The sequence below is a fragment of the Burkholderia pseudomultivorans genome, assembly GCF_001718415.1.
Classification (GTDB): Bacteria; Pseudomonadota; Gammaproteobacteria; order Burkholderiales; family Burkholderiaceae; genus Burkholderia; species Burkholderia pseudomultivorans_A.
Map to the genome: position 1 here is coordinate 3,496,350 of NZ_CP013378.1, position 23,874 is coordinate 3,520,223.

Genomic DNA, 23,874 nt, shown 5'->3' on the forward strand with positions numbered 1-23,874 from the left:
CCTCAGGCCTTTGCGTTCGCGAACAGCCGGTAGAACACGAAGCCGAGCGCCGCGCCGATGAACCACGAGAAGTTCGCGACGCCCTGCCAGCCCGGCATCATCACGCAGACGATCGCGATCAGCGCGGCCGGCAGCAGCGCAGCCAGCGCGCGGCGGTTGACGCCGCCCGTGTACCAGTACGCGCCCTGCTCGGACATCGTGTACAGGTCGTCGCGCACGAGCCGGCCGCGCTTGACGAGGTAGAAATCGGCGAGCAGCACGCCGTACAGCGGACCGATGAACGCGCCGAGCACGTCGAGCGTGTAGTGGATCACGGCCGGGTTGTTGAACAGGTTCCACGGCGTGATGAAGATCGACGCGACGGCCGCCAGCATCCCGCCCGCGCGCCAGCTGATCAGCCGCGGCGCGACGTTCGAGAAGTCGAACGCGGGCGACACGAAGTTCGCGACGATGTTGATGCCGATCGTCGCGATCGTGAACGTCAGCGCGCCGAGGATCACCGCGGTCGGATGGTCGATGCGGCCGACCGTCTCGACCGGATCGGTGATCAGCTCGCCGAACACCGGCAGCGTCGCGGCCGTCGTGATCACCGTGACCAGCGAGAACGCGAGGAAGTTGACCGGCAGCCCCCAGAAATTGCCGCGCTTCACGTCGCCGAACGTGCGGCAGTAGCGCGAGAAATCGCCGAAGTTCAGCATCGGCCCGGAGAAGTACGACACGACCAGCGACACGGCCGTGATCATCACCGGAATCACCTCCGCGCCGTGATACCGGACGCCGCCGAGATTGATGCCGATGTTGCGCCAGCCCGCGCGCCACACCATGTAGCCGGCCAGGATGAACATCACGACGTAGACGGCCGGGCCGGCGAAGTCGATGAACTTCTTGATCGTCTCCATCCCGTTCCAGAACACGAACGCCTGCAGCACCCACAGCAGCATGAAGCCGGCCCAGCCGATCGCGGACAGCCCGAGGAACCCGTAGCGATGCACATCCGCGTAGGGCATCCATTGCGGGAAGAACTTCAGCACGACGATCACGAGCGCGCTCGACGCGAGATAGGTCTGGATCCCATACCACGCGATCGCGATCAGCCCGCGAATCACGGCCGGCACGTTCGCGCCGAGCACGCCGAAGGTCGCGCGGCACGCGACCGGGTACGGCACGCCGATCTGCTGGCTCGGCCGCGCGATCAGGTTGCACAGCAGGTTCACGATGCCGATCCCGACGATCAGCGCGATCAGCACCTGCCAGCTCGTCAGCCCGAGCGCGAACAGGCTGCCCGCGAACACGTAGCCGCCGACGCTGTGCACGTCCGACATCCAGAACGCAAAGATGTTGTACGCACCCCATGTCTGGTTTCTCAGGGGTGCCAAATCTTCGTTGTACAGACGTTCGCTGTAACCGCCCGGCAGCGTCGGGCCGCCGCCCTCGCCGCCTTCCTCTGCCGGATAGGCGCTGTCGTGCGCCACACTGAACTGAGCCATGACTTCTCCTTGACCGCGGCCGGACAGCCGCTCCACCGTCATCGACATCGCTCCGGATCGTCGTCCGGAGTCGGACCAGCGGCCCGCGGCATGCGCCGCGCGCCTGCATACGCTCGTTCCGTGGCGCGCGGCCGTGTTCGGGTCGCCGCTCAGGCGCCGCCGAACACTTCGCGCAGATCGACCTGGCCTTGCGCGGGCCGGTCCAGCATCTTCAGTTCGACATGCTGCAGGTGGTGCGCCATCAGCGTCACCGCCCGCTTCGCATCGCCCGCCTCCAGCGCGGCGAGAATCTCCGCGTGGTCGTCGCACGAACACGGGCTGCGTCCATGCGATTCGTACAGCGCCGACATCAGCGTCGAGCGCGCGACCAGCCCTTCGAGGCACTCGCTGAGCGCCGCATTGCCCATCAGCTCGGCGAGCGCCGTATGGAACTCGCCCGACAGGCGAATCCATGCGGAGAAATCGCGCCGCTCGAACGCGCCGCGCTCCTTGTCGAGCAGCGCCGCGACGCCCTTCAATCGCTTCGCGCCGGGCCCCGTCGCCAGCCGTTCCATCACCGCGAGCTCGATGATCCGGCGCATCTCGAACACCTCATGCACGTCCTGCAGCGTCGGACTCGCGACGAATGCGCCGCGGTTCGGCTCGAGATCGACCAGCTTGTCGGTCGCGAGCAGTGCGAGCGCCTGCCGGATCGTCCCGCGCTTCACGCCGAATACGTCGCAGAGCTGCGCCTCCGTCAGCTTCGCGCCGGGGGCGAGCCGATGCTCGAGGATCGCGGTGCGGATCCGCTCGGCGATCGCTTCGGGGCCGGGTACGCCGGACGGACGGGAATCTGGCTCGTTCATGATCTGCATCGTGTGATGGTCCTCATCGTAGAACGGACATAAAGATTGTCAACAATTTATTTGGCGAACTGCGCACAATCCACGGGCATCGCCCTGCTCTGTCGCGGTGCGTCGTGCGCGAAATCCATGCATGACAGCCCTCTACGGCCCGACAGAACGCCGTCTCGTCGTATACCCTGCCGGCCATTTTGTTGACAAAAATGGTGCATGCATTGCGAAGGAAGCACGTCCCGTCGACGAAAATTTCCGACCGTTAGTTGCGTAACGGCTTAAAGAAAAAGGCGGGATCCGACGATCCCGCCTTTCGGTCGCGCGTGCCGGACCTCAACCGAGATGCGGATAATCCGACAGCGTCAGCCGGAAACCGTGCGCATTCGCGACGAGCTGCGCCTGGGCGCCGAACGGCAGCGTCAGCAGGTCCGGCACATGGCCGAACTGCAGCCCCGTGACGACCGGAATGCCGATCACCGCGCGCACCTGCTCGATCATCGCCTGCATGTCGTAGCCGTTGTCGTACTCGAACGGCCGCGCGCCGGTGAACTGGCCGAGCACGAGCGCCTGCTGGCGGGCAAGCAGCCCGGACAGGTGAAGCTGATAGATCATCCGTTCGATCCGGAACGGCTGCTCGTTGACGTCCTCGATGAACAGGATCCCGCCTTCGATATCGGGCATGTACGGCGTGCCGACCAGCGACGTGAGGATCGCGAGATTGCCGCCCCACAGCGTGCCCGTCACGTCGACGGCCTGCACCTGCGGCGCTTCGGCGACGATCGTCGTGGTCGGCTGCGACAGCGTCTGCCAGAAGTGCTGCATCGTGAAGTCGCTCGGCGTTTCCGCACCGAAATCGGCGGACAGCATCGGGCCGCCGAAGGTCTTGATGCGCGCCTTCGCGTACAGCGCGAGCTGGATCGCCGTGAAATCGCTGTGGCCGACGAGCGCGATCGGCTGGTCGCGCAACCGGCTTTCGAGCCCGCGATAGTCGAGGCCGTGCAGGATGCGCGCCGCGCCGTAGCCGCCGCGCACCGCGAGCGCGATGTCCGGCAGCGGACGCGCGGGATCGGCGAGACGGTTCAGGTCGCCCGCCCGCTCGCCGTCGGTGCCGCCGAAGCGCTGGAAGCGGCGCTGCGTCGCCTCGAGATTCTCGATACGATGCTGCGCGCCGCTCAGGCGTTCGAGCGCGCGATTGATCGCGTCGGGGTCGTGCGGATAGCCGGAGGGCGCCAGCAGGCGAATGGTATAGGACGCGGCGGGCTGGAAGGACATGGCGAGAGGAGGTGTCGGGTCGTCAAACCTGTTTAGAGGGTCCGAACCGTGCCCGGTTCACGGACCGGCATCGCGCCCGGCTCGCGGCGGCCGGACACGACGAAGGGACGGCTACGATGCGCCGCCGGACGCCGCGTCGCGCGCCAGCCGCGCCTCGCGCAGCGCGCGGCGGCGCTCGGCGAAGAACGACTTCAGCGCGGCGCCGCATTCGTCGGCGAGCACGCCGCCGGTCACTTCGGTATGGTGATTGAGCTGTGGATTCGCGAACGCGTCGATCACGCTGCCGCATGCGCCCGTCTTCGGATCGGCCGCGCCGTAGACGACGCGGGCGATGCGCGCATGCATGATCGCGCCCGCACACATCAAACAGGGCTCGAGCGTCACATAGAGTTCGCAGCCGGGCATCCGGTAATTCTGCAGATGCTGCGCGGCCATGCGCAGCGCCGCCATTTCCGCGTGCGCGGACGGATCGTGTCCGCCGATCGGGTGATTGAAGCCGCGCGCGATCACTTCGTCGCCGCGCACCAGCACTGCACCGACCGGCACCTCGCCGGCCGCCCGCGCCTCTTCGGCCGCGGCCTGCGCAAGACGCATGAAGTGCACGTCGCGCGCCGATACGGGCGCAGCTTGTTCGGGAGAAGGAGATTCGGCGGCAGGTTCGGCCGCTGCGTCGCGCAGCGCGTCGGACGTCACATCGGCCCCGCTTCGGCCGACGCGTCGTCGAGTCCGCGCTCGCACAGACGTTCCGCGATGCGCCGGCAGTAGTCGCGCGGCATCACCATCGGGCCGCCGCGCAGCGATTCGAGCGCCATGTCGAGCGCGAGGATCTTCGCCTGCAGCCGGCAGCGCGCGGCGCGATCGCTGACCGCCTGCAACTCGTCCTGCAGATTGCGCAGCGCGCGCAGTTGCTCGACGGCCGGCGGCACGAAGCCCGCATTCTTCAGGATACGGTTGGCCACCCGCACCTCCTCGGGCACGAGCAGGTCGTCGTCCAGCGCTTGCGGCGCGCCGGTACCCGGCAAATCGTCGAACTCGCCCCGCGCGGCGGCGGCGGCAATACGCTGTTCGACCAGGGCGTCAAGCAATCTCATCGGTCAATCGAAACAATGCGGCAGCCGAATTCTAGCAGGGTGACGCGCGTATGACAGGCACTTCGAACGAATGCTCGACATGCGATTGACGGTACGCGCGCGCCGTGCTTGTGCGGCGTTATTCCGGCCCTGTTTACGGACGTGCCCGTCACGCGACGGCCGACCGCGTCCGCGCCTTCGGAAACGGCCGAAACGTCAAGGCGATCAGGCATGCGCCGATGCCGATCACGAACGAACCGAGGTAGAGCCAGCCGTAGCTGCCGAACGCGTCGACGATCAGGCCGCCCGCGACGGGCCCCGCCGCCATCCCGAGGCTGCCGGCCATCGCGCTGCCGCCGATCACCGTGCCCATCATCCGCAGCGGAAAATTCTCGCGCGCGAGCACCGGATACAACGGCATCACGCCCGCGTAGATGAAGCCGAACAGCGTCGCCACCGCGTAGAAGCCGTCGAGCGTGCGCACGAAGTAGTAGCCGAGCGCGCCGAACGCCTGCAGCAGCAGCCCGGCGACCAGCATGCGTTTCGCGCCGAGCCGGTCGCCGAGGATCCCGAACGCGATCCGCCCGCCCATGCCGGCGAGCCCTTCGACGCTGTAGATCGACACCGCGACGATCAGCGGGATCCCGCAGGTCACCGCATAGCTGACCGTATGAAAGATCGGGCCGGAATGCGTCGCACAGCAGAAGAAGTTGGTCAGCACCAGGATCGCGAACTGCGGCGAGCGCAGCGCGTGCGCGACCGACATCGGCGCGTCGTCAGCACCGCCCGCGCCCGGCGCCGGCTGCGCGGCGTCGGGCGACGGCGCGCGGCGGATCAGCAGCGACGCCGGGATCATCACGACGGCCGCCAGCCCGGCGATGATCAGCATCGACGTGCGCCAGCCGTGTGTCGATACGAGCCAGGCGGCGAGCGGCGACATCGTCATCGGCGCCATCCCCATCCCGGCCGACACGAGCGACACCGCGAGGCTGCGGTGCGTGTCGAACCAGCCGGTCACGCACGCCATCACCGGCGCGAAGAATGCGGCGGTCGCGCTGCCGACGGCAACGCCGAAGATCAGCTGGAACGCGAGCAGCGACGACGCGCGACTGGCGAGCGCAACGCTCGTCGCCAGCAGCACCGCGCCCGTGACGACCACTGCCCGCGCGCCGATGCGGTCCGACAGCGCACCCCACGCCATGCTGGCGAACGCCATCGCGATGAAACCGAGCGTCATCGCACCGGAAATGCCGGTCATCGACCAGCCCGTGTCGCGCGCGATCGGCCGCAGGAACACGGGCAGCGAAAACATCGCGCCGATCGCGATGCAGCCCATCAGGCCGCCCGCGGCGACGATTACCCAGCGATATCGGGATTGCGGCATCTGGCATCTCCTTGTTCGTATCGGTCACCATGGAGCCGGGCGCCGACGGCGTCAACGCCGCCGCCGGCCCGGTCGACATCGATACGACGCGCGACGCATCGGGAAATCGACATGCACGCGCACCGCGCCGGCGAACCGGCGAGCGCCCGTCCATTTTGGTGACGGATCGGATCGGGGGACCCGGCCTCACGTCACCCTATTCGAACGGCCACCCCGCTCTCCTTTTCCGGATTCGGAAAGTCGAAAGCAGAAATCCTTGGTTGGGACGCGCGATCGCGCTGGCTACACTCGCCCCATCTTGTCATAACAAGTCGACCGATGCCCCCACCCAATGTCGTACCGCTGTCGCCACCGCCGCTCTACGTGCAGATCAAGGACACGCTGCGCACGCGCATCCTCGACGGCACCTATGCGCCGCACAGCCGGATGCCGTCCGAGCACGCGCTGTGCGCGATGTTCGACGTGAGCCGCATCACCGTGCGCCAGGCGCTTGGCGATCTGCAGAAGGAAGGCCTGCTATTCAAGCTTCACGGCAAGGGCACCTTCGTGTCGAAGCCGAAGGCGTTCCAGAACGTCACGTCGCTGCAGGGCTTCGCCGAAGCGATGTCGTCGATGGGCTACGAGATCGTCAACCAGTTGCGCAGCCTGCGCACCGTCAAGGCCGACCGCCATCTGGCGACGAAACTGCACGTGCCGGAGGGTGCGCCCCTCGTCGAGATTCACCGCGTGCGGCTCCTGAACCGCGAACCGGTGTCGCTCGAACAGACCTGGGTGCCGGAAGCGCTCGGCAAGCGTCTCGCGAACGCGGATCTCGCGACCCGCGACATCTTCCTGATCCTCGAGAACGACTGCGGCATACCGCTCGGCCACGCCGACGTGTCGATCGACGCGATCCTGGCCGACGACGAGATCGTCGAGGCGCTGCGCGTCGAGGAAAGCAGTCCCGTGCTGCGCATCGAGCGCCTGACGCACGACGCGTCGGGCACGCCGATCGACTACGAACATCTCTACTTCCGCGGCGACGCCTTCCAGTACCGGCTGCGCATCGACCGGCAGAAGACGCGCAAACCAGCAAGGAACCCGCGATGAATACCCATATCCATGAATACGACATCGTCGTGGTCGGCGGCGGCACGGCCGGCCCGATGGCCGCGATCAAGGCGAAGGAGCGCGACCCGTCGCTGCGCGTACTGCTGCTCGAGAAGGCCAACGTGAAGCGCAGCGGCGCGATCTCGATGGGCATGGACGGACTGAACAACGCGGTGATCCCGGGGCATGCGACGCCCGAGCAGTACACGCGCGAGATCACGATCGCGAACGACGGGATCGTCGACCAGGAAGCGGTCCACGCCTACGCGACGCACAGCTTCGCGACGATCGAGCAGCTCGATCGCTGGGGCGTGAAGTTCGAAAAGGACGGCACCGGCGACTATGCGGTGAAGAAGGTGCATCACATGGGCTCGTACGTGCTGCCGATGCCCGAAGGGCACGACATCAAGAAGGTGCTGTACCGGCAGTTGAAACGCGCACGCATCGCGATCACGAACCGGATCGTCGCGACCCGCGTGCTGACCGATGCGCAGGGCCATGCAAGCGGCGTGCTCGGCTTCGACTGCCGCACCGCGGATTTCCACGTGATCCGCGCGAAGGCCGTGATTCTCTGCTGCGGCGCGGCCGGCCGGCTGGGCCTGCCGGCATCCGGCTACCTGATGGGCACCTACGAGAACCCGACCAACGCCGGCGATGGCTACGCGATGGCCTATCACGCAGGCGCGGCGCTCGCGAACCTCGAATGCTTCCAGATCAACCCGCTGATCAAGGATTACAACGGCCCCGCGTGCGCATACGTGACGGGGCCGCTCGGCGGCTTCACCGCGAACGGCAAGGGCGAACGCTTCATCGAATGCGACTACTGGAGCGGCCAGATGATGTGGGAGTTCTACCAGGAGCTGCAAAGTGGCAACGGCCCCGTGTTCCTGAAGCTCGACCATCTGGCGGAAGAAACCATCCAGACCATCGAGCAGATCCTGCACACCAACGAGCGGCCGAGCCGCGGCCGCTTCCATGCCGGACGCGGAACCGACTACCGGCGCCAGATGGTCGAGATGCACATCTCCGAGATCGGCTTCTGCAGCGGCCACAGCGCCTCGGGCGTCTACGTGAACGCGCGCGCGGAAACGACCGTGCCCGGTCTTTACGCGGCGGGCGACATGGCCGCCGTCCCGCACAACTACATGCTCGGCGCCTTCACGTACGGCTGGTTCGCCGGGCAGAACGCCGCGGAATATGTGGCCGGTCGCGACCACGCGGCCGTCGACCGGGCACAGGTCGACGCCGAACGCGCGCGCGTGCTGGCGCCGCTCGCGCGCGACCACGGCCTCGCGCCGGCGCAGGTCGAGTACAAGCTGCGACGCATGGTGAACGACTACCTGCAGCCGCCGAAGGTGACGCGCAAGATGGAAATCGGCCTGCAGCGTTTTGCCGACATTTCTGAGGATATCGAATCGATCAAGGCCAGTCATCCGCACGAACTGATGCGCGCGGCCGAAGTGCGCGCGATCCGCGACTGCGCCGAAATGGCCGCGCGCGCGTCGCTGTTTCGCACCGAGAGCCGCTGGGGGCTTTACCACCACCGCGTCGACTTCCCGCACCGCAACGACGCCGAGTGGTTCTGCCACACGTGGCTGAGCAAGGGTGCCGACGGCACGATGCGCAGCGAGAAGCGCGCGGTCGAGCCGTACATCGTGCCGCTCGCCGACGACGAGCGCAGCGCCTACGCGCATCTGCGCATCCGTGAACCGGCCGCGCTCGCGGCCGCCCTCTGAGGAGCCTCACCGTGCCCCATACCCCGCACGACATCTTCCTGCGCAGCAGCGCGCCCGTCACGATCGACGAGGAACGCTGCATCGCCGACAAGGGCTGCACCGTCTGCGTCGACGTATGCCCGCTCGACCTGCTCGCGATCGACGTCAGCAAGGGCAAGGCCTACATGCAGTTCGACGAATGCTGGTACTGCATGCCGTGCGAGCGCGACTGCCCGACCGGCGCGGTCAAGGTCGACATCCCGTACCTGTTGCGCTGACCCGGCGCAAGACCGGCGCATCGATTCTCCCTTTCCGGATTCCGAACATCATGAACCCCACGCTACGGATTTTTCGCCTGTTCGCCGCATCGCTCGCCGTCGCGGCTGCCGGCTTCGCGCATGCCGAAACGATTCGCGTCGCGATCGGAACGCAGGACACGACGATCAACTGCGCGACCGGCGGCCTGCTGATTCGCGAACTGCATCTGCTCGACAAGTACCTGCCGCGCACCGGCAAGTATCGCGACGTGAAATACGACGTGCAATGGAAGGACTTCACTTCCGGCGCACCGCTGACCAACGAGATGGTCGCCGGCAAGCTCGACTTCGGTGCGATGGCCGACTTTCCCGGCGCACTGAACGGCGCGGCGTTCCGCAAGGCCGGCCGCAGCAGCGTGTTCATCACCGTGCTCGACGGCAGCATCGACGGCAGCGGCAACGGCATCGTCGTGCCGACGAACTCGCCGGCGCGCTCGCTGGCCGACCTCAAGGGCAAGACGATCTCGGTGCCGTTCGCCTCGACCGCGCACGGGATGCTGCTGCGCGCGATCAAGGCGCAAGGCTGGAATCCCGACACCGACGTGAACATCGTCACGCAGGCGCCGGAGGTGGCCGGCAGCGCGCTGAAGGCGAACAAGATCGACGCGCATGCAGATTTCGTGCCGTTCGCGGACCTGTTCCCGTACCGCGGCATCGCCCGCAAGATCTACGACGGCGCGCAAAGCCACGCGCCGACCTTCCACGGCGCGCTCGTCGATGCCGCCTATGCGCAGCGCTATCCGGAAGTGGTCGTCGCGTACCTGCGGGCCGTGATCGAGGCAAACCGGCTGCTCGCGGAAAACCCGGAGAAGTACAGCCTGCTGATCGAGAAGGTCACCGGCATCGACGCGCCGGTCGATTACCTGTATCACGGGCCGCTCGGCATCCAGACCCGCGGCCTGACCTGGAAGCCCGAATACCGGCAGGCCGTCGCCACCGCGATCGATACGCTCAAGCTGCTGAAGAAGACCGACACCGCGCCCGATCCCGCGACCTTCATCGACGATCGCTACATCCGCGCGGCCTTCAAGGCGTCGGGGCTCGACTACGATGCGGCGCTCAGGCATTACGGCAAGCAGCCGCTCGTCGCAAACGATGCATCGACCGGCAAGCCGATTCGCGATTTCAACGACGTCGCGCAGGTCTGGCTCGCCGGCGACGAAGCCGTGCGTCACTACGCGAGCCCGGCCGCCGCGTTCGCCGTGCTCGAGAAGCTCGGCCCGGCCGCGAAGGTGCGCGCGGTGTACGTGCACGACCATGCAAGCGGCCTGAAGCTGTTCGCCGACCAGGCGTGGTACGTGAAGGACGCGCGCGGCACGCTCACCGCGTTCCTGCTGAAGACGGGCGCCGACGCATACGCGCAGCAGGTATCGGGCGCGGTCGTCGACTACGCGGCCGCGAAGACCGGCGCCGCACAGGCGCTCGCTGCACGCTGAGCCTCGCGCTCCTTCTCCACTCATCGACACCGGACATTCGCATGGCCGCCACCTTCGAACTCGCCAAACGTCGTCTCCCCGACCCGCCGCGCACGAGCGACGGCTTCGCGTCGCGCGCCGCCACGCGCGATCGTTCCAACTCGCTGCGCCGGCGCGCCACGCGGATCGCGTCGCTCGCCGCATGCGTCGCGCTGTGGCAGGCGGCCGTCCACTGGCGGCTGTCACTCGGCATCGTCACGTTCGCGAACGTGCCCGCGCCGACCGACGTCGGCCCGGCGCTCTGGTCGTTCCTGCAATCGCCGAAGCTGCCGATGCACCTGCTCGCGAGCGTCACGCGCGTGCTGGCGGGATTCGTCGCGGCGGCCGTCGCGGGCATCGGCCTCGGGCTCGCGATCGGCCGCTACCGCGCGCTCGAGGACACGCTGCTGCCGCCGCTCGAGGTATTGCGACCGATTCCTGCCGTCGCGTGGATTCCGCTCGCGATCCTGATGTTTCCGTCGTCCGAGCTCAGCATGATGTTCATCACCTTCGTCGGCGCGCTGTTCCCGATCCTGCTGAACACCGTGCACGGCGCCGAGGCCGTCGACCCGCGGCTCGTCGCGACCGCGCGCAGCCTCGGCACGCGCGGCCTCGCGCTCTATGCGGAAGTGATCCTGCCCGGCGCCGCGCCGGCGATCTTCACGGGCCTGTCGATCGGCATGGGCACCGCCTGGTTCTGCCTCGTCACCGCCGAAATGATCGCAGGCCAGTACGGCATCGGCTATTTCACATGGGAGTCCTATACGCTGCAGAACTATCCGGACATCGTGGTCGGGATGGCGCTGATCGGCCTGCTCGGGATGGGCAGCAGCCTGCTCGTCAAGCGGATCGGCGCGGCCCTCACGCCGTGGTATGCGCCGCGCGGAGGCCGGTCGTGAGCGCGGCCGGGCTTGCCTCGCCCGCGCCGGGCCGCGTCGGCGTGCGGGCGCTGACGATCGAACTCGGGCCGCCGCACGCGCGCTTCGCCGCACTCGATGCGCTCGACGTCGATATCGCGCCGGGCGAATTCGTCTGCGTGCTCGGGCCGTCGGGATGCGGGAAATCGACGCTGCTCGGCGCGCTCGCCGGCCATGTCGCGGCCACGGAAGGCGAGATCGTCGTCGATGGCGTGCCGGTCGAGCGCCCGCATCCCGATCGCGGGCTCGTGTTCCAGCAGCACACGCTGTTTCCGTGGAAACGCGTGATCGACAACGTCGCGTTCGGCCTGAAGATGAAGGGCGTGCCCGCGCGCGAACGTCGGCGCGAAGCGGCTGCACTGCTCGAACTCGTCGGGCTCGGCGGCTACGGCGCGCACTACCCGGCCCAGCTTTCCGGCGGCATGCAGCAGCGTGTCGAGATTGCGCGCGTACTGATCAACCGGCCGCGCATCCTGCTGATGGACGAACCTTTCGGCGCACTCGATGCGCAGACGCGCCGGATGATGCAGACGCTGCTGCTCGACATCTGGTCGCGGATCGGCACGACCGTGTTGTTCGTCACGCACGACATCGAGGAGGCGCTGTTCCTCGGCGATCGCATCCTGATGCTGTCGCCACGGCCCGCACGCCTCGTCGCCGACATTCGGGTGCCGCTCGCGCGGCCGCGCACCGACGACAGCACGACCGATCCCGCGTTCATCGACATCAAGCGCCGCTGCCTCGCGCTGCTGCGCGACGCGGGATGATCCCGCGCCGCTCCTTCACCGCTTCGACCCTTCGCCCATGACCGCCTACTCCTCCGCATTCCCGTCACCCGATGCGCACGAGCACGACGCTGCCGCGCTCGTCGCGCGCCTCGCCGCCCCCGATCCGTCGGTGCGCCGCATTGCGCTGTACGAACTCGCCGACCTCGAGGATCCCGACCTCGTGCCGGCATTCGTCGCGGCGCTGCACGACGATCCATCGGCCGACGTGCGTCACGAGGCCGCGCGCGTGCTCGGCGCGTGGGAACAGCCCGACGTCGTCGACGCGCTGTGCCGCGCGCTGCTCGATCCGGACGACGCAGTCCGCGCCACTGCGGCGCAGAGCCTGTCCGAGCTGAAGGACGCCGCGTCCGGTCCCGTGCTGCGACGCTGGGCCGATCGCCCCGAACCGTTCGTGCGCGGCGCCGTGCTGCGCGGCCTGCGCGAGCTGCGTTTTGCGGATGCGTTCGAACCGGCGCTGGATGCGCTCGACGATGCGGCCGCGGCGGTGCGCAGCGAAGCCGTCGCGGTGCTCGGCTGGCTGCGGGAGCCGCGCGCGCTGGCGCCGCTCGCGCGCGTCGCGACCGACGATCCGGATGCCGAGGTGCGACGCGTCGCCGTGGGCGCCGTCGGGTTCGCACCGCCCGGCGATGCGGCTGTCTCGGCCGCGCTGCTTGCCGCGCTGCGCGACCGCGAATGGCAGGTGCGCGAGGAAGCAGCCGCGACGCTCGGCAAGCTGCGCGTCGCCCATGCTCGCGAACCGCTCGTCGCCGCGCTCGACGACGATTACTGGCAGGTGCGCGTGCGTGCGGCGCGCGCGCTCGGACAGCTGCGCGACGCGGCCGCCGCGCCGGCTGTCGCCGCACTGCTCGCGCATGCGATCAGCAACCTGCGCAAGGAAGCCGCGCTCGCGCTCGGCGAGCTGCGCGACCCGGCCACGCTGCCGGCCCTGCACGATGCGCTCGAGGATCGCGATCCGGAGGTGCGCAAGGCCGTGCGGATCGCGATCCGGCAAATCGGGGAAGCGCCATGACGCCGCCGACCGACATCATGCTCGACACGGCGGGCCGCGCGATGACGCTGCGCTGGCCGGACCGCGAAGCGCAGCGTGTGGACTATGCGCGGCTGCGCCGCGACTGTCCGTGCGCCGAATGCCGCAGGATCCGCCATGACGGCGGCAGCGTCGCCGTGCAGCCGGACATTGCGCTGGTGCGTGTGGAAGCCGCAGGGTATGGCATTCGCCTCGTGTTCGGCGACGGCCATGCGCGCGGCATCTATCCGTGGTCGTATCTGGCGGAACTCGCACATGCGTAAGACGCGTGCGGCGAAAGCGCAGCGGGCCGTCTCGATCAGCGGTTGATCGGGGTGGTGCTGCTCGCATCGGGCCGCTTCGCGTCCGGAGGCGGCCGTGTACGCTTGCCGCCGCCATTCGTCCCCCATCTCACTCGGATCGCGGCAGACACGGTTCGTGCCCCATCGCTCGCTCACGCGCCACGCGCGATCGTGACATCATCGCGTACTGACGAGAGCGCCCCCGCGCGTCCCCGCCCCTTGGTGAATGACGCTCCCATCTGCACGCTCGTCGAAACGCTGCGACACTGACGCCTGCGGCATTGGTTTCCGCTTCTCCAGGAGCACGCACATGCAGACAGCAGTCGGATTCATCGGCCTCGGCGTGATGGGCACGCCGATGGCGCTCAATCTCGCCCGGGCCGGCACGCCGCTGGTCGTGTGGAGCCGCTCGAACCGCAACGACGACGCCTTGCGCGACGCCGGCGCGCGCGTGGCCGACGGCCCCGACGACGTGTTCGCCGCGTGCCGCACCGTGATCCTGATGCTGGCGAACGACGCGGCGACCGACGCCGTTCTTGGACGCGGCACGGCGGATTTTGTCCGCCGCGTCGCCGGACACACGATCGTCAACATGGGCACGCATCCGCCCGAATACTCGCGCACGCTGGCCGACGAAGTCGCCGCCGCATCGGGCCGCTACGTCGAGGCGCCCGTGTCGGGCTCGCGCAAGCCGGCCGAAGCGGGCCAGCTCGTCGTGATGCTGGCCGGCGCGCCGGACGACGTCGACGCGGTGCGCTCGCTCGTGCAACCGCTGTGCCGCGACAGCTTCGTGTGCGGCGACGTGCCGGCGGCGCTGACGATGAAGCTCGCGGTCAACCTGTTCCTGATCACGATGGTCACGGGCCTGACCGAGGCCACGCATTTCGCGCAGCGTCACGGCATCGATCTCGCGCGCTTCGCCGACGTACTGAACGCGGGCCCGATGGCGAGCGACGTGTCGCGCGTGAAGCTCGGCAAGCTCGTCGAATCGGATTTCTCGGTGCAGGCGGCAATTACCGACGTGCTGAAGAACGCGCGCCTCGTCGCCGAAGCGGCGAGAAGCATCGGCATCGCGTCGCCGCTGCTCGACATCTGCCATGCGCTGTACGGCGAAACCGAGCGCGCCGGACACGGATCGGACGACATGGTCGCCGTGATCCGCGCGATCGAGCAGCGAACCGACGCGGCGCGATGAGCCGCCGGCATACACGCGGGTTGGCCCGCGATCACGCTTGAGGAACGCCATGTCCGAATCGTCGCGCGCCGCCCGCCCCGTTCCTGCCGTGATCGGCGTCGTGCTTCGCGGGCAGGACGTATTGCTCGTGCGTCGCGCGAATCCGCCGGACGCCGGCCGCTGGGGCTTTCCCGGTGGCAAGATCGAGCCCGGCGAGCCGGTCGCGGACGCGGCCGTGCGGGAGATCGTCGAAGAAACGAGCGTCGAGGTCGAGGCACTGGACGTGTTCACCGCACTCGATGCATTCGACCGCGATGCCGACGGCACGCTGCGCTACCACTTCGTGCTGGTCGTCGTGCTCTGCAGATGGCTGCGCGGGACGCCCGTCGCCGGCGACGATGCGCTCGATGCACGCTGGTTCGGTGTCGCCGAACTCGATCGCGACGATCTCCCGATGAGCGCCGGCGTGCGGGACGTCGCGCGGCGTGCAGCTGAACGGGCGGCGGCGCTTGGCGAAGCGCGGTAAGGGTCGTGAATGCGGGATGGCGCGGTCTTTGTCGCGCTGGCCGACGGGCGACCGCGCAATCAGTTCGTCAATCCGCATCGAACCGCTGGCGAAGCGCCTCGGCCGACGAGTCTCCGCCCGTCAGCGGCCACCGCCCGACGATGTCGTAGCGCTTCCTGCCGAGCCAGCTGTGGATCAACACGAATTCGTTCACGATCCACGTAACGGGCTCGATGCAGGGCTGCTCGGGCCCGCGTTCACCGTACAGCAAGGTCACGTGCGGTGTGAAGCGCGCGGCCGAGACACGCAGGCCGGCCCTTCTCAGCGCCTCGCGAAGTTGCTGCTGAAAGGCGATCAACGCGTCCGCGCCGGCGCTTGACGTCAGCACCCGCGGTTGATGGCCCGGCCGACCGTTGAAGCTGACGATCCTGTCGAAGGTCACGCGGAAGGCGGATGCAGCGATGCGATCCGCCGCGGCGCATGCGCGCGCGATGACGGCACCCGGCGCATACGCGAAGTCGCCCAGCGAATACAGCGTGACGTGCAGACGTTCGGTGCGCAGCACCTCTGCCTTTCCTGGCGTTCCCGATCGGCAGTCTTCGGCCAGCGCCGCAATACGCGCGGCCGCGCCCGGATCGGGCATCACCGCGAAGAAGAAGCGATGCTCGGGAGCCGGTGGCGGCAAGTCGAATCCGGGTAGCGTCAGCTGGGTCACGGCAGCATGGCAGGCAAACCAGTGCGAAGCGCCCATTATCGTCAATCGGCGACCGGCCCGCTCGCCGTGACGACGAGACGGCAAAAACCGGTCGCTGCCGGGCATGGACGGGGCCATCGCCGGCGCGAAGATGCTACCCTCTCGGCCGAACCACAAATCGCCGCGAGAAGTAACAGGACTTGACCATGCAAACCGTTGCGGTACTGGACTTTGAAACAACCGGGCTTTCGCCGAATCTCGGCGACCGCGCGACCGAAATCGCCGTCATCCTGCTCCGGGACGGGCAGATCGTCGACCGTTATCAAAGCCTGATGAATGCAGGCAGACGCATCCCGTCCGATGTCGTCGCGCTCACCGGCATCACGAACGACATGATCGCATCGGCCCCGCCCGCGGCAAAGGTCATGAAAGAAGCGGCGGCGTTCGTTGGCAAGCATGCGGTCGTGGCCCACAACGCCGGTTTCGACAAACGGTTCTGGCAGGCCGAACTCGGCCGTCTCGATGTCAGCGCCGAGCACGCCTTCGCATGCACGATGCTGGTCGCGAGACGCATCTACCCGGACGCCCGGAGCCATCGTCTGTCCAGTCTCGCGGAGATGCTGCAGTTGCCGAAATCGGGCCGTGCGCACCGCGCGATGGTCGATGCGGAAATGGCCGGTCATCTCTGGTGCAGGCTGCAGCACGACATCGCCCGAACCTACGGACTCGACCGGATCGATCACACGCTGATGACGCAGGTACAGGCGACGAGCAAGGCGAAAGTGCCGACGTACTTGCGCTCGCTGGGGCGGTCGCGCGGGTGAGCGTGCGTGGGCACATTGCAATCTTCGTGAGCCCATATCCGGTTTAATGTGTCACGAAGATCACATTTCCGCCTGCTCGCCCGGGCTGACTGAACAGCTTGACGTCACACCGACACCGGGCGCGTTCACCGCGAGTTTTTGACGACCATGACCCGCGCGCAACGGCCGCCGGGCCTCCCGCCCTCGCGAAGCCGCAGGCACGCCCGCCGATGCTTCGTCGGCGCCTTTGCACCGCAAACACCGTAGCGGTCATTCGACACCGGCACTTCGGTGGTCGACAATCGATGCCACACGCCTTGTCCGAATCACCAAGACCATGTCTACGCCTACGCTACGCCTCATCGACCGTCAGCTTTCGAGTGACGTAGAACGATTGCAAAACGTGTTGGAGGGCGCCCCAGGTTATAGCCTGGCCGTCGAAGGAAGGTTGCCCGGCCCTGGCGCCGCCATTGAGGTACTTGATGCGCTACCGCCGGGCAAAGACTATGCGGACAAATTCGTTTACGAAATTGCCCACGATGGCGAGGCGGTCGGATGTCTTGAGATGGTGAGAGGCTACCCGGAAACCGACATCGCGTTCATCGGCCTCTTGCTGTTCCGGGAGGAATCGCAGGGCCGCGGATTCGGCCCACAGGTTCTGCAAATGGCTGAAGCCATCTGCACGGGTTGGCAATGCCGCGCATTGCGTCTTGCCGTCATCGACACAAACCCGCGAGCGCTCGAATTCTGGAAGCGCGAGGGCTTCGTCGAACTACTTCGCAAGCCGGCGATAGATTACGCTGGACAAGCGATCGTGATGCAACGCGGGTTGGTTACGCGTCCGGCTTGACTCGAGCATCGAACGACCGCTTTCGGCGCCGCCGAATGACCGCAACTGGCCGGCTAGCGCCCGACACGGTCAGCGCAAATCGCCCCTGAACAGCCATCGGCGCTCGGCAAAAACAGACGCTCGCGAAGTTCGAAAAGCCCAATCGATCAGTTCGGCAGCCCGTTGACGACGATCAGCACCGCCCACCCTAGCAGGACGATGCCCAACGGTGCGCTAAGTCGGCGTCCGTGGGGCAGATTCTTCTCGGCCGACATCACTGCGCCGAGCGCCAGCATCCATCCAATGCTGCCGGTACCAACGGCAAACATCAGGCACATCAGCACCCAGCAACATCCGACGCAAAACAGGCCATGACGTATCCCGAGCAGGAAGCTGTCGCGATGCGCGTTGCTTCCGTGCCACTGCTCGCTGACAAACATCAGCGGGGAGCGACATTTGTCGAGACACCGGTACTTGATCGAACTGAACTGATACCCGCCTGCGAGCGCCAGTATGGCGGCACCGACGACCCATCCATGCCACGCCAGCCACGGTGTCCGCCGCACCAGTTCGTGCAGGCCCGCATCGCTTGCGTGAGCAAGGAGGCCGAACGCGCTCCACACGGACAGATAACCGAGCACCACCAGCAGCAGCAGGCGCTTGCGATCCGGGCGCGCGGCTGTCAACCGCTCGAATATCTGCAGCAACGGCAGCATGGTCGGCAACATCATGGCCACGATGATCAATAGCCACGCGGCGATGTGCAGAACGGCCGGAACAACGACGAGGCCCGCCGGGGCCACGCTGCACAATCCGGCCAAGCCTGTTTCAGACCAGTCGACGTAATGCAGGTAGCGAGCGTAAGGGCTGCTGTCCCACGCCCATAGGATGACCCACGCCGCGGCGATCAGCGTGACCGCCAGCGGCACGAACAGTCGGGGGCGCGAAACCGCGTTCATTGCGATACCCGGACAATAGGCAAGCGCCCGCGACAATCACGACTGGAAGGCGAAATATCCTTGAATGGCGTTGTGTCCGTGCAGATCGACATCGATGTCGAGTTTCGGTTCGTGCATCCGGAACGTGCCGGCCTTGCCGACGAACGCGGGGGACCCTGGAATCGTCGAGAAAATGCTTTCGACCAGTTTCGTCGGCTCGCCGGTGGGGCCGAGGTACGGTTCGAGTTCGGCGTAAGTGGCGTTGCCGACCTTGAGGGTGCCTTTGCCCTCCTGCACGTCGAACGCGATCGGGGCGCGCTCGATCGCCACGATCTCGCCGAACAGTTGGGCGAAATCGGCTATCGGGCCGCCGTGCTCGCCCCGATAGACGCTGGCGAGCGCCTCGTATTGGGCGTCGCTCGCGCGCTCGTCGATGAAAAGGATCACACGCCAGTTGCCCTGCAACACGTTGCCCGGAAGGAATGCGGCACAGGCGACCGTCAATCCCGATATGTCCACACCGTCCACTGCGCCCTTGTCATAGTGATAGGCGACGGTCGCCTTGCAGGTGCCGTTGTCGGGATCCTCGCCGATCCAGCAGGGGCAAAGTACCTTGCAATCGCACACTTCCAGTATGCGTCCCTCCAGGCTGTAGCTCATGATGACCTCCGCTGCCGCGCACGCCCCGGACATGACCGGTACCAAGCTTTAAATATATTCATCCCCGGCGGACTCGGCGGGTAATTTGAAATATATGAAAACCCTAGGCCGCCTGGGTTGCGGCCTGCGCCGGTTCGCGGCTCGCCGTCCGTTTACGCCGGGATTTCCCGGCGCACCATGAGGTGCGAGACTGAGGTGATTTCTCCTACGATTGCTGCAGAAGTCAGCGCGATCGGGAGCGTCAGGCTTTGCCGAATGACCGCTTCCCGGCACGGCGTTCCGGAGACGGCTCCTGACGCCATCCGCCCGAAGCGGAGTCTATTGACGCAGGCTCGATCTGACATGAAGCCCGGCTTGCGAAGATCGAGGAGCGAGCCGATTCACTCTCGATAAACTATGTCGTCCTAATTTCTGATCCGACGACAGTCGCAAGCCGTGGTCAGAAACCGCCCCCTTCAACCGAGCTACTGGCACGTCGGCGTTCAGACAGGGGCCCAGGTACCGTCAATGAGTCTGACGGTATCAAGCAGGCTCTGCGCACAGACTCTGCTGATACCGTCAGAAATACCGTCAAATCGGGGGCGCTGCCACCCGACACGACATCGACTGAAACGAAAAAATCCTCGCGACTTTCAACAGGTCAGACATCACTCTGGCAATCGATAATCGAGCACGATTATTTACCAGCTGACAGAACCAGATGATTCAACAGAGGATTTTCCCGCCCTCACTCCCACTCGATCGTCGCCGGCGGCTTCCCCGAGATGTCGTACACCACGCGATTGATCCCGCGCACCTCGTTGATGATCCGGTTCGACGCGCGGCCGAGCAGCGCATACGGCAGGTGCGCCCAGTGTGCGGTCATGAAGTCGGTCGTTTGCACCGCGCGCAGCGACGTCACGTAGTCGTACGTGCGGCCGTCGCCCATCACGCCCACCGACTTCACCGGCAGGAACACCGCGAACGCCTGGCTCGTCAGGTCGTACCAGCTCTTGCCGACATCGGCTTCGCCGCACAGGCCGGCCGCCGCATCCTGCGCGGTCGCGACCGTATTGCGCAGTTCCTCGATGAAGATCGCGTCCGCGCGGCGCAGCAGGTCCGCATACTCGCGCTTCACTTCGCCGAGAATCCGCACGCCGAGACCCGGGCCCGGGAACGGATGGCGGTACACCATCTCCGGCGGCAGGCCGAGCGCGACGCCCAGCTCGCGCACTTCGTCCTTGAACAGATCGCGCAGCGGCTCGAGCAGCTTCAGGCCGAGCGTTTCCGGCAGGCCGCCGACGTTGTGGTGGCTCTTGATCGTCGTCGCCTTCTTGGTCTTGGTGCCGCCCGACTCGACCACGTCCGGATAGATCGTGCCCTGCGCGAGCCACTTCGCGTTGGTCAGCTTCTTCGCCTCGGCCTGGAACACCTCGACGAATTCGCGGCCGATGATCTTGCGCTTCTGCTCCGGATCGGTCACGCCGGCCAGGTGGCCGAGGAACTGCTCCGACGCGTCGACGTGCACGACCTTCGCATGCAGGCGGCCCTGGAACATGTCGAGCACCATCTTGCCTTCGTTCAGGCGCAGCAGGCCGTGATCGACGAACACGCAGGTCAGCTGGTCGCCGATCGCGCGATGAATCAGCGCAGCCGCGACGCTCGAATCGACGCCGCCCGACAGGCCGAGAATCACTTCCTCGTCGCCGACCTGCTCGCGAATCTTCGCGACGGCTTCCTCGATGTGGTCGCGCATGATCCAGTCGGCCTTCGCACCGGCGATCTGCAGCACGAAGCGCTCGATGATCTGGCGGCCCTTCACCGTATGCGTGACTTCCGGGTGGAACTGCACCGCGTAGTAGCCGCGCGCCTCGTCGGCCATGCCGGCGATCGGGCAGCTCGGCGTCGAAGCCAGCAGCGTGAAGCCCGGCGGCAGCTCGGTGACCTTGTCGCCGTGGCTCATCCAGACCTTCAGCATCCCGTGGCCTTCGGACGTCTTGAAATCCTCGATGCCGTCGAGCAGGCGCGTATGGCCGTGCGCGCGCATTTCCGCGTAGCCGAATTCGCGATGGTCGCTCCACTCGACCTTGCCGCCGAGCTGCACGGCCATCGTCTGCATCCCGTAGCAGATGCCGAGCACCGGCACGCCGAGATCCCACACGGCCTGCGGCGCGCGCAGCTGGTGGTCTTCGTACGTGCTCGCATGACTGCCCGACAGGATCACCGCCTTCGGCGCGAACTCGCGGACGAAGTCGTCGGACACGTCGTTCGGATGGATTTCGCAGTAGACGTGCGCTTCGCGCACGCGCCGCGCGATCAGTTGGGTGACTTGCGAACCGAAGTCGAGAATCAGGATTTTGTCGTGCATGGCTGCGGACGGGATGAAGAGAATAAGAAAAGCAGCGCATCGAGCGCTGCGTCAAAAGCATGGACAGCGGCGTCGGGCGGCAGGCGGCACGCGCGACGCATGGCCGGTCAATCCTGCATCGGCGGGCGCTCGTCGAGTGCGACGGTGCCAGACGATCTGCCGGAGGCGGTCGAAGCCGCGGGAGACGACGGTGCGACAGGCGCCACCGGGCGGCTGACGACCGGCTCGACCCGCTGCGGCGCGGCTGCCGGCATCGCCGGCTCGCCCGCAGGCGTGGCCGGCGCACGCGCGTCGAGCGCCTGCGCCTTCTCGCGCCGCCGCACGGCCGACGCGAGACGCACGCCGCCGAGACCGAGCACGATCAGCGCGACGCCGGCAATCGCCGACAGCACCCGGCCGGCCGCCGCGAGCGCGGGACCGTTGCCGGTGCCGATCGACCACACGATCGTCAGCACGCCGGTCAGCCAGTTCACGTGGCCGACCGCGCGTGCGACGGGCGCCGTCAGGTCGCCGTTGATCGCCGCATGAAACGCCAGCCACGCGAGCCCGAGCAGCGCGATGCCGAACGCCTGGCCGAGCATCGCCGGCTGGACGTTCGCAAGCTGCAGCGCGTTGAACAGCGCCTGCCAGGGCGTCAGCACGAACAGCACGCCGAACGCCAGCAGCAGCACGGCATCGATGATCAGCACGGCTCGCAGCAGCGGTTTCATCGGCAATCAGTCCACGTGGTAGTTCGGGGCTTCCTTCGTGATCTGCACGTCGTGCACGTGCGACTCGCGCATGCCCGCGGCGGTGATCTGGACGAATTCGGCCTTCTCGTGCAGCTCGTCGATGGTCCGGCAGCCGCAGTAGCCCATGCTCGCGCGCACGCCGCCAACCAGCTGGAACAGGATCGCGTTGACCGAACCCTTGTACGCGACGCGACCTTCGATGCCCTCCGGCACGAGCTTGTCGATGTTCGCCGAGTTGTCCTGGAAGTAGCGGTCGGCCGCACCGTCCTTCATCGCGCCGACGGAGCCCATGCCGCGATACGACTTGTACTGGCGGCCCTGGTACAGGAACACGTCGCCCGGCGCCTCTTCGGTGCCCGCGAACATGCTGCCCATCATCACCGCATTCGCGCCGGCCGCGAGGGCCTTCGACACGTCGCCCGAGAAACGCACGCCGCCGTCGGCGATGCACGGCACGCCGGTGCCCTTCAGCGCCTCGGCGACGTTCGCGATCGCGCTGATCTGCGGCACGCCGACGCCCGCGACGATCCGCGTCGTGCAGATCGAGCCCGGGCCGATACCGACCTTGACAGCGTCCGCGCCGTATTCGACGAGCGCCTTCGCGGCGGCGGCCGTCGCGATGTTGCCGCCGATCACCTCGACGTGCGGGAAGTTCTGCTTGACCCAGCGCACGCGCTCGAGCACGCCCTTGCTGTGGCCGTGCGCGGTATCGACGACGATCACGTCGACGCCGGCCTGCACCAGCAGCTCGACGCGTTCTTCGTTGTCCGGGCCGACGCCGACCGCCGCGCCCGCGCGCAGCTTGCCGTGCTCGTCCTTGCACGCGTCCGGGTGCTCGGTCTGCTTCGTGATGTCCTTGACGGTCATCAGGCCGCGCAGTTCGAACGCGTCGTTGACGACCAGCACGCGCTCGAGGCGGTGGCTGTGCATCAGCGCCTTCGCTTCGGCGAGCGGCGTGCCTTCCTTGACGGTGACGAGGCGTTCGCGCGGCGTCATGATCGACTTGACCGGCTCGTCGAGGCGCGTTTCGAAACGCAGGTCGCGGTTCGTGACGATGCCGACGAGCTGCGGGCCCTCGACGACCGGGAAGCCCGAGATGCCATGCTGGCGCGACAGCGCGATCACGTCGCGCACCTTCATCTGCGGCGGCACCGTGATCGGGTCGCGCACGACGCCCGACTCGAAACGCTTGACCTTCGCGACTTCGCGGGCCTGCTCGGCCGGCGTGAGGTTCTTGTGGATGATGCCGACGCCGCCCTGCTGCGCCATCGCGATCGCGAGACGACCTTCGGTGACGGTGTCCATCGCGGCGGACACGAGCGGCATGTTCAGGGAGATGTTGCGGGTCAGCCTGGTCTTGAGGCTGGTGTCGCGCGGCAGAACGTCGGAGAACGCCGGGACGAGGAGCACGTCATCGAAAGTGAGTGCTTTTTGGATCAGACGCATGGCAAATCCTATGGGCGCAAAAGCGAATTATACGCGAAGCGCCGTGAATTTTCACAACACGAACAACGGGTTAGCCCTTTCCGGACGTTCGGGGGCCGAATCGTTCGAAT

At 67.0% G+C, this 23,874-nt stretch carries 24 protein-coding genes; 12 read left to right on the forward strand and 12 right to left on the reverse strand.

The features are described 5' to 3' along the window. Positions 1-2: 2 nt before the first annotated feature. The 6 genes from WS57_RS28455 to WS57_RS28480 all read right to left on the reverse strand — a co-directional run bounded on the left by WS57_RS28455 (position 3) and on the right by WS57_RS28480 (position 6,049). Positions 3-1,487 carry an NCS1 family nucleobase:cation symporter-1 gene (locus WS57_RS28455; protein WP_009694813.1) on the reverse strand — a complete coding sequence of 495 codons (1,485 nt, stop codon included), beginning with the start codon at positions 1,485-1,487 and terminating at the stop codon, positions 3-5. A gap of 149 nt (positions 1,488-1,636) precedes the next feature. Then, positions 1,637-2,341 carry a GntR family transcriptional regulator gene (locus tag WS57_RS28460; RefSeq protein ID WP_009694814.1) on the reverse strand — a complete coding sequence of 235 codons (705 nt, stop codon included), beginning with the start codon at positions 2,339-2,341 and terminating at the stop codon, positions 1,637-1,639. A 315-nt stretch (positions 2,342-2,656) separates the two neighbouring features. Next, positions 2,657-3,595, reverse strand: coding sequence for a muramoyltetrapeptide carboxypeptidase (ldcA, locus tag WS57_RS28465; RefSeq protein ID WP_009694815.1), 939 nt, complete (start codon positions 3,593-3,595; stop codon positions 2,657-2,659). Between the two features lie 111 nt (positions 3,596-3,706). Beyond that, a complete protein-coding gene (gene tadA, locus WS57_RS28470) occupies positions 3,707-4,288 on the reverse strand; it encodes a tRNA adenosine(34) deaminase TadA (protein ID WP_009694816.1) in 582 nt (193 codons plus the stop codon). Continuing rightward, complete coding sequence (locus tag WS57_RS28475) at positions 4,285-4,686, reverse strand: DnaJ family domain-containing protein (protein WP_009694817.1); 402 nt, start codon at positions 4,684-4,686, stop codon at positions 4,285-4,287. The genes tadA and WS57_RS28475 overlap by 4 nt, the downstream gene beginning before the upstream one ends. Before the next feature lie 148 nt (positions 4,687-4,834). Further along, positions 4,835-6,049 carry an MFS transporter gene (locus WS57_RS28480; protein WP_059512816.1) on the reverse strand — a complete coding sequence of 405 codons (1,215 nt, stop codon included), beginning with the start codon at positions 6,047-6,049 and terminating at the stop codon, positions 4,835-4,837. 318 nt (positions 6,050-6,367) lie between these two features. Between WS57_RS28480 and WS57_RS28485 the strand changes: the two genes are divergently transcribed. From WS57_RS28485 to WS57_RS28530, 10 genes are all read left to right on the forward strand, one after another. Continuing rightward, a complete protein-coding gene (locus WS57_RS28485; RefSeq protein WP_009694820.1) occupies positions 6,368-7,138 on the forward strand; it encodes a GntR family transcriptional regulator in 771 nt (256 codons plus the stop codon). Then, a complete protein-coding gene (locus WS57_RS28490; RefSeq protein WP_009694821.1) occupies positions 7,135-8,874 on the forward strand; it encodes a fumarate reductase/succinate dehydrogenase flavoprotein subunit in 1,740 nt (579 codons plus the stop codon). Before WS57_RS28485 ends, WS57_RS28490 begins: the two co-directional genes overlap by 4 nt. A gap of 11 nt (positions 8,875-8,885) precedes the next feature. Continuing rightward, on the forward strand, positions 8,886-9,131 hold the full coding sequence (locus WS57_RS28495) for a 4Fe-4S dicluster domain-containing protein (protein WP_009694822.1): 246 nt from the start codon (positions 8,886-8,888) through the stop codon (positions 9,129-9,131). A 50-nt stretch (positions 9,132-9,181) separates the two neighbouring features. Next, on the forward strand, positions 9,182-10,606 hold the full coding sequence (locus tag WS57_RS28500; protein WP_069245176.1) for an ABC transporter substrate-binding protein: 1,425 nt from the start codon (positions 9,182-9,184) through the stop codon (positions 10,604-10,606). A gap of 41 nt (positions 10,607-10,647) precedes the next feature. After that, a complete protein-coding gene (locus WS57_RS28505) occupies positions 10,648-11,523 on the forward strand; it encodes an ABC transporter permease (RefSeq protein WP_059512817.1) in 876 nt (291 codons plus the stop codon). Continuing rightward, positions 11,520-12,308 carry an ABC transporter ATP-binding protein gene (locus tag WS57_RS28510; RefSeq protein WP_009694826.1) on the forward strand — a complete coding sequence of 263 codons (789 nt, stop codon included), beginning with the start codon at positions 11,520-11,522 and terminating at the stop codon, positions 12,306-12,308. Before WS57_RS28505 ends, WS57_RS28510 begins: the two co-directional genes overlap by 4 nt. Before the next feature lie 37 nt (positions 12,309-12,345). Then, positions 12,346-13,338, forward strand: a complete 993-nt coding sequence (locus tag WS57_RS28515; protein ID WP_069245177.1) for a HEAT repeat domain-containing protein — start codon at positions 12,346-12,348, stop codon at positions 13,336-13,338. Continuing rightward, positions 13,335-13,619: a gamma-butyrobetaine hydroxylase-like domain-containing protein gene (locus tag WS57_RS28520; protein ID WP_009687538.1), complete on the forward strand. Its 285-nt coding sequence runs from the start codon at positions 13,335-13,337 to the stop codon at positions 13,617-13,619. The genes WS57_RS28515 and WS57_RS28520 overlap by 4 nt, the downstream gene beginning before the upstream one ends. A gap of 328 nt (positions 13,620-13,947) precedes the next feature. Then, positions 13,948-14,832 (forward strand): NAD(P)-dependent oxidoreductase, encoded by an 885-nt coding sequence (locus WS57_RS28525; RefSeq protein WP_069245178.1) that lies wholly within the window; start codon positions 13,948-13,950, stop codon positions 14,830-14,832. A gap of 49 nt (positions 14,833-14,881) precedes the next feature. Next, on the forward strand, positions 14,882-15,337 hold the full coding sequence (locus WS57_RS28530) for an NUDIX hydrolase (RefSeq protein WP_040127619.1): 456 nt from the start codon (positions 14,882-14,884) through the stop codon (positions 15,335-15,337). A gap of 67 nt (positions 15,338-15,404) precedes the next feature. Here WS57_RS28530 and thpR read toward each other — a convergent pair whose 3' ends face one another. After that, the gene (thpR, locus tag WS57_RS28535) at positions 15,405-16,031 is read right to left on the reverse strand and encodes an RNA 2',3'-cyclic phosphodiesterase (protein ID WP_236871977.1); all 627 of its coding nucleotides are present in this window, start codon (positions 16,029-16,031) and stop codon (positions 15,405-15,407) included. A gap of 185 nt (positions 16,032-16,216) precedes the next feature. Here thpR and WS57_RS28540 point away from each other — a divergent pair, with 185 nt between their 5' ends. Both WS57_RS28540 and WS57_RS28545 read left to right on the forward strand, forming a co-directional pair. Then, entirely contained in the window at positions 16,217-16,834 is a 618-nt protein-coding gene (locus WS57_RS28540) for a PolC-type DNA polymerase III (protein WP_009687534.1), read from the forward strand. Positions 16,835-17,150: 316 nt separating this feature from the next. Then, positions 17,151-17,663, forward strand: a complete 513-nt coding sequence (locus tag WS57_RS28545; RefSeq protein ID WP_059512823.1) for a GNAT family N-acetyltransferase — start codon at positions 17,151-17,153, stop codon at positions 17,661-17,663. 146 nt (positions 17,664-17,809) lie between these two features. Here the strand turns inward: WS57_RS28545 and WS57_RS28550 are convergent, their stop codons facing one another. The 5 genes from WS57_RS28550 to guaB all read right to left on the reverse strand — a co-directional run bounded on the left by WS57_RS28550 (position 17,810) and on the right by guaB (position 23,764). Next, positions 17,810-18,601 (reverse strand): DUF2182 domain-containing protein, encoded by a 792-nt coding sequence (locus WS57_RS28550; RefSeq protein ID WP_069245180.1) that lies wholly within the window; start codon positions 18,599-18,601, stop codon positions 17,810-17,812. Between the two features lie 36 nt (positions 18,602-18,637). Further along, the gene (locus tag WS57_RS28555) at positions 18,638-19,240 is read right to left on the reverse strand and encodes a DUF1326 domain-containing protein (RefSeq protein ID WP_009688315.1); all 603 of its coding nucleotides are present in this window, start codon (positions 19,238-19,240) and stop codon (positions 18,638-18,640) included. A gap of 727 nt (positions 19,241-19,967) precedes the next feature. Then, positions 19,968-21,587, reverse strand: coding sequence for a glutamine-hydrolyzing GMP synthase (gene guaA / locus WS57_RS28560; RefSeq protein WP_009688314.1), 1,620 nt, complete (start codon positions 21,585-21,587; stop codon positions 19,968-19,970). Between the two features lie 107 nt (positions 21,588-21,694). Further along, positions 21,695-22,297 (reverse strand): hypothetical protein, encoded by a 603-nt coding sequence (locus WS57_RS28565; protein ID WP_059481353.1) that lies wholly within the window; start codon positions 22,295-22,297, stop codon positions 21,695-21,697. Between the two features lie 6 nt (positions 22,298-22,303). Continuing rightward, the gene (gene guaB, locus WS57_RS28570; RefSeq protein ID WP_009688915.1) at positions 22,304-23,764 is read right to left on the reverse strand and encodes an IMP dehydrogenase; all 1,461 of its coding nucleotides are present in this window, start codon (positions 23,762-23,764) and stop codon (positions 22,304-22,306) included. Positions 23,765-23,874: the final 110 nt, after the last annotated feature.

Coding starts and splice junctions, on each gene's coding strand:
- WS57_RS28565 (WP_059481353.1), bottom strand. CDS start 22,297: ATGAAACCGCTGCTGCGAGCCGTGCTGATCATCGATGCCGTGCTGCTG.
- WS57_RS28480 (WP_059512816.1), bottom strand. CDS start 6,049: ATGCCGCAATCCCGATATCGCTGGGTAATCGTCGCCGCGGGCGGCCTG.
- WS57_RS28515 (WP_069245177.1), top strand. CDS start 12,346: ATGACCGCCTACTCCTCCGCATTCCCGTCACCCGATGCGCACGAGCAC.
- WS57_RS28550 (WP_069245180.1), bottom strand. CDS start 18,601: ATGAACGCGGTTTCGCGCCCCCGACTGTTCGTGCCGCTGGCGGTCACG.
- WS57_RS28520 (WP_009687538.1), top strand. CDS start 13,335: ATGACGCCGCCGACCGACATCATGCTCGACACGGCGGGCCGCGCGATG.
- WS57_RS28500 (WP_069245176.1), top strand. CDS start 9,182: ATGAACCCCACGCTACGGATTTTTCGCCTGTTCGCCGCATCGCTCGCC.
- WS57_RS28490 (WP_009694821.1), top strand. CDS start 7,135: ATGAATACCCATATCCATGAATACGACATCGTCGTGGTCGGCGGCGGC.
- WS57_RS28505 (WP_059512817.1), top strand. CDS start 10,648: ATGGCCGCCACCTTCGAACTCGCCAAACGTCGTCTCCCCGACCCGCCG.
- WS57_RS28540 (WP_009687534.1), top strand. CDS start 16,217: ATGCAAACCGTTGCGGTACTGGACTTTGAAACAACCGGGCTTTCGCCG.
- WS57_RS28530 (WP_040127619.1), top strand. CDS start 14,882: ATGTCCGAATCGTCGCGCGCCGCCCGCCCCGTTCCTGCCGTGATCGGC.
- guaA (WP_009688314.1), bottom strand. CDS start 21,587: ATGCACGACAAAATCCTGATTCTCGACTTCGGTTCGCAAGTCACCCAA.
- WS57_RS28485 (WP_009694820.1), top strand. CDS start 6,368: ATGCCCCCACCCAATGTCGTACCGCTGTCGCCACCGCCGCTCTACGTG.
- ldcA (WP_009694815.1), bottom strand. CDS start 3,595: ATGTCCTTCCAGCCCGCCGCGTCCTATACCATTCGCCTGCTGGCGCCC.
- WS57_RS28525 (WP_069245178.1), top strand. CDS start 13,948: ATGCAGACAGCAGTCGGATTCATCGGCCTCGGCGTGATGGGCACGCCG.
- WS57_RS28455 (WP_009694813.1), bottom strand. CDS start 1,487: ATGGCTCAGTTCAGTGTGGCGCACGACAGCGCCTATCCGGCAGAGGAA.
- WS57_RS28545 (WP_059512823.1), top strand. CDS start 17,151: ATGTCTACGCCTACGCTACGCCTCATCGACCGTCAGCTTTCGAGTGAC.
- WS57_RS28555 (WP_009688315.1), bottom strand. CDS start 19,240: ATGAGCTACAGCCTGGAGGGACGCATACTGGAAGTGTGCGATTGCAAG.
- WS57_RS28475 (WP_009694817.1), bottom strand. CDS start 4,686: ATGAGATTGCTTGACGCCCTGGTCGAACAGCGTATTGCCGCCGCCGCC.
- WS57_RS28460 (WP_009694814.1), bottom strand. CDS start 2,341: ATGCAGATCATGAACGAGCCAGATTCCCGTCCGTCCGGCGTACCCGGC.
- guaB (WP_009688915.1), bottom strand. CDS start 23,764: ATGCGTCTGATCCAAAAAGCACTCACTTTCGATGACGTGCTCCTCGTC.